The 4,439-nt window shown below is 29.6% G+C and carries 4 protein-coding genes and 1 pseudogene; 3 read left to right on the top strand and 2 right to left on the bottom strand.

Going from position 1 to position 4,439, the window contains the following annotated elements; all coding sequences use genetic code 11:
• The first annotated feature begins 1,640 nt into the window (after positions 1-1,640).
• The gene (locus tag TY19_RS04830) at positions 1,641-2,444 is read left to right on the top strand and encodes a hypothetical protein (protein WP_042280630.1); all 804 of its coding nucleotides are present in this window, start codon (positions 1,641-1,643) and stop codon (positions 2,442-2,444) included.
• Between the two features lie 9 nt (positions 2,445-2,453).
• A complete protein-coding gene (locus TY19_RS04825) occupies positions 2,454-2,816 on the top strand; it encodes a hypothetical protein (RefSeq protein ID WP_042280629.1) in 363 nt (120 codons plus the stop codon).
• Positions 2,817-3,094: 278 nt separating this feature from the next.
• Here TY19_RS04825 and TY19_RS04820 read toward each other — a convergent pair whose 3' ends face one another.
• Both TY19_RS04820 and TY19_RS26765 read right to left on the bottom strand, forming a co-directional pair.
• Positions 3,095-3,364: a hypothetical protein gene (locus tag TY19_RS04820; protein WP_042280628.1), complete on the bottom strand. Its 270-nt coding sequence runs from the start codon at positions 3,362-3,364 to the stop codon at positions 3,095-3,097.
• A pseudogene (locus tag TY19_RS26765) lies at positions 3,363-3,470 on the bottom strand (IS1/IS1595 family N-terminal zinc-binding domain-containing protein); the annotation flags it as partial. The gene TY19_RS04820 and the pseudogene TY19_RS26765, both read right to left, overlap by 2 nt.
• 778 nt (positions 3,471-4,248) lie before the next feature.
• Here TY19_RS26765 and TY19_RS04815 point away from each other — a divergent pair.
• Positions 4,249-4,439 (top strand): hypothetical protein (locus tag TY19_RS04815; protein WP_042280627.1); only part of this gene is annotated, 191 nt, incomplete at its 3' end.

The raw sequence follows: 4,439 nt of genomic DNA, 5'->3' as shown, positions 1-4,439 counted from the left end.
TAAGCCCAAAACAATTTATTAGAAGTTTAAGTGAAAATAACAATAAATTAATTGCTTGAATCTCTATTTAACTCTGGATGGAATCAGGGGGCAAGGTCAAAGAATATTATCAAGCTTCGCGAACCTTGCATTCATTTCTTCTTGCGTTTGAAGCAACTTTTCTAAATTCGCTGGTGATGGTGTAGACGATATCATAATATTTACCTCTTGAAAATTGTTTAAACTCAATTTACAAAACTTAGTCTTCTATAAATGCCTTTTTTTATTGCTATTAAAGTCATTTGTATAGTCAATATAAAAACTTGTTAACATTTTTAATCAAATGTTTTTTTATTTAATACATCCAATTTATTATAATCTATAAGTTTAAGTAACTAGTTTTGTAGGATTTATATTGTCAATTTTATTTTTATAAAATTTAAAAAATTGAGGCTAGATAATCAGAAGTTGAATAATCTAATTTTGATAAATTCATTTTTATATCGATAGAATTTAATTATAAAAGCTAGATTATTGTTTGTTTAAGAATGTTGTAATCAAAGAAAAAGAAGAAAGATAAAGATATATCAAACAAACGCCTATTTAGCAAGTTGACCGATAAAGAATTAATAAGTGACTAAAAGTATGTCAATTTTAAGACTGGTCTATTTTCGACAGCTGTAGTCAAAGTGGCTTTTTCCAGCAGCTGTAATATATTTCATAATAACATTTTGAACAGTACAAGATGTAACTTGTAGGTATTGAGCTAAATGTTTTACATCAATAACTGATGCAAAGAGTTTAAGGTTGCAAGATGTGACTTTTGAATGCTCTTTAGATATTGAGTGAGCGGAGAAGTAGAAATCACATGGTTAGCTCTCTTTTCTATTTCTAAATTAAGTGCTTGATTCAAAGCATAGCGGATTTTTAGTTTGGCTAGCTTGTGTAGGATCTAATTTTTACCAAAAAACGCGCAGAAAAGTGTTTCAGTCATTATTTTCGTTAATTTTCTTTACTAATCCTTGCTTTTTTCGACTATTCTGTGCTCTTTCTTGACTAGCTGGAGCTAGAGCTATTGCTCGGCTAGCCTGTGCTTTCTTTCAACAGCTTCGAGTTCTAATTAAGCTTGAGCTTGTTTCTGAACAACAAAAATTTTTTAGCATGCTGGACATAAGATTGAAAATAGGGCATGAGGTTATTCTTAAGGTCATTTCTGGGCTGATCAAATCTTTCTTTGAAAACAAATATTTGTGTCTCGCTATAGCTAATGCTGTTTGATGAAGGTTGCCTTAAAATATCCTTAATTAAATTGGTGATATACCGTTTAATTTTACAATTTATTGAAGTAAATAATTATAACTTTTTTGTTGCATGAATTCCTAACATTAAAAATATCTGGGGATATATCTAAAAAGCATTTTTTATAAAAAAATAAAGATTTAAACAAAAAAATGCGCATTAAATTTTCTTATTAAAAAATATTTGATTGTTTTAATGTGTCTTGTACGAGATCTGTTTTTACTACGATAAAAAGCAAAATGCTTTTAACTTGGCTTATTATTCCGTTTAAAAACTCAAAGGCTTAGTAAAAAAATGAACATGAAAAAATTAAAAAATATGTTGAAGTTTTAAATAATATATAAGATGAATTGGAGGAAATTATGATAACCGATCTTTGTGTTAATTTTGTTAGCTCAACTATAGAGCTTTATAAAGACCTTCAAGTCGACGAAAGGGGTCACCCCTCCTGCCCAGTTTCTGAGGTTAATGCTGCTACGCAAAAATATTTTGATAAATTAGGTTCTCCTCCTTCTTCTCTTTCTAAAATGAAATTTTTAGATGACATGACGATTCAACTTCCTGGTTACCTCGGTTTTAGCCTTTACAAATTTTATTTTTATCAATGCAAAGAAATTTCCGATCCAAAAGATTTTATTGCCCTATCAATACAAATTGATAAAGCTAAACACATTGCCGCTAAAGCAATTAAAGAATATCAAGAATGTATGAAATTAGTGGATGCAGGCATATATAGAGAAGTATTTAACTTTTTTCCCACTTGGATGTTGGATTGTTTTTATGGTCGCAATTTTGTGAAACTGACAACAATAATTGAAGCAGATTCACTCCCTTTACCAGATGATTATGCAGTTTATTTGCTTAATCAATTACCTGAAACAATGCTAGAAAATTTCCGCTTAATTTCTGAAAAAGTACGCAGCATTACTTTACCCCCTGATTCGTGGACTATAGTTGAGGTAGAAAAACACAAACACACAGCAATATCAGCTGAAGTTTTTATAAAAATCCATCATCGCGCAATGGAAGATATACCGCATTTGTTTTATCAAGAAGATGGTAATGATTCTGATAAAAATTTAGTTGACAAATATTTTAAAGAATGCAAATTTTTTCAAATGCAACAAAAGAGGGTAGAAGAGCATGAACAGCATAATTCCCTATAATCCTAATGATTGTCACTCAGATTTTTATTAACAAAGCGTTCTAAGCTTGTAAATTTTTATAAAGCTGAACGTTTAAACCAAGAAAATCATCAAAAGAGCCTTTCTTCAAAGATAATTAATGCCAGCCAAATTGTCTTTAAAATCCTATTTCAAGTATTTGAATGTATTAATCATTACGCATGTTTGTTAGCAAATGGGCTTATTTCAATAAAAACTAAATTATTAGGTGTCGATCTCCATCTTCATTTGCAATTATTTACCGTTAATATTAATAATGGCGGCCCAAATGTACAAAATGTTTCTCCGAGCAGTATTAGACGTGCTAAATATAATGACGCCTATTCTATTTTGGTAGAGAAAAGATTAAATTAAAGGCCTTTAAAATTTTTGATGCCTATGAGAATCTCCTTTAAATCTCATAAACATCTTTTTTTATTTTAGCAAAATGTTCTGAGATTAAAAATGCTTAAAAATTTTTTAGGCTGATTAATCTCCATCTTTAAGTAACTACAATTTGGGTATTCCTCTTAAATAATGAGAAGTTGCATATTAACTGGTATAATTGTCTCTTATTAAAAAAATAAACATAGCAGTTATTTGCTAAATGTATTGAACTTTTAATGTTCCATTTCGTTTAACGATAGCGTCTGTTAAGCTTTACTTTTCTTCGTCGGTAATACCTTTTTCATCACAACAGCTCTGACAAAACTAGAAGAGTCTTGGATATAATGAGCAAATGTTTTTACATTTGTCACATGGCTAATTTTTTGAAAATTGCAAAGAGGTGCTCGATTATCTTTTATGAACTGTATAAAAGGAAGCATAGAAGCAATTGTACTTGTTCTTGCTTTTATATCTAAAACAAAAGCTTTATCTAATCCATAAGTCGATACAATAGCATTTGCTTCATCACTTGTCATCTTGTTGAAACTGTTTGCCACATTCTAAACAGCGAAAATTTTGCTTTTCATGTCTTGTATAACCATTCTTCTTTACCAAATCTGATCTGCATTGTCTCCATCCTATTACTCTTCTTCGCTTGAATTAGAATAATTAATCTATCAAATTAGATCAGTTTATTGAAATAGCCTTACCTATTTAGCATAACTAAAAATATAAAATTAAATTAAATAAAAAAAAGATTTAATTGTAAATTTTAATAGTTTATTATATAATTTATATTAATTTGATAAAAATATATTTATAAACAATTAATTTATTTAAGTTAAATTTAAATATTTTCAAGAGGTAAATATTATGGGATTACCAAGAAATAGAAGAGGCACAAGGTCAATTGGACACAAAGATTAGAGCAAACTCGAAATGAGCTAAATCAATCCCAGCAAGCAATAGCAAGACAAAAAACGGCTTACCAAAAGCTTGAAAATAAACTAGGAGAAATTGACAATAAACTTGTATCTCAAGAAGAATTAAAAAAATTGAGCAACAAAATTCAATCTGCAGAAGAAATCAAAGAGTTTATTACGCGTTTTAGCCTATTTAAATGAACTTCAAAATTGGGTTAAAGATTGTACAACAGCGTTTGGGTTTAATGAGGATGAACGGCACAAATTAGAAAGTAATTTATCAAATCTGCTGAGTAAACCTGGATTTTTTACATGGCAAAACATGTTAAGAGAGGGAATAGTATTTGGTTTAGGGGGAGCTTCGATCGCTTATTTGCCCTTGTTAATCAGTTTGTTATCTAAGCTAATTAAATAGTTTTTTGCTAAAACACAGGTTGGAAAAAAAATCTAACCTGTGTATAATATTGATTATATCTTTTCATACAATGGAGTATGCTATGTTATCTTCTTCATCACTTGAAGCTCAGCAAGTTAATGCTTTCCTTCAAACACTTGTTGCTCGTATGCAAGAAGAACTCGACCATCCTTCCCCAGAAAATGAAGTTGACCCTTCCGCAACGTTAGAAGATTACTGCCACAATTTTTTTCTTAAAAAAAATTATTCAGAAGGGCTAGAAGAACAAAATCA

The organism is Candidatus Protochlamydia sp. R18 (assembly GCF_000648255.1).
Classification (GTDB): domain Bacteria; phylum Chlamydiota; class Chlamydiia; order Chlamydiales; family Parachlamydiaceae; genus Protochlamydia; species Protochlamydia amoebophila.
Note: the sequence above shows the minus strand (reverse complement) of the source record. Positions and strands in the feature narration are given on the sequence as shown.

What these genes read in the sequence shown, in the direction of transcription:
- TY19_RS04830 (WP_042280630.1), top strand. Translation starts at nt 1,641, where the DNA reads ATGATAACCGATCTTTGTGTTAATTTTGTTAGCTCAACTATAGAGCTT.
- TY19_RS04820 (WP_042280628.1), bottom strand. Translation starts at nt 3,364, where the DNA reads ATGACAAGTGATGAAGCAAATGCTATTGTATCGACTTATGGATTAGAT.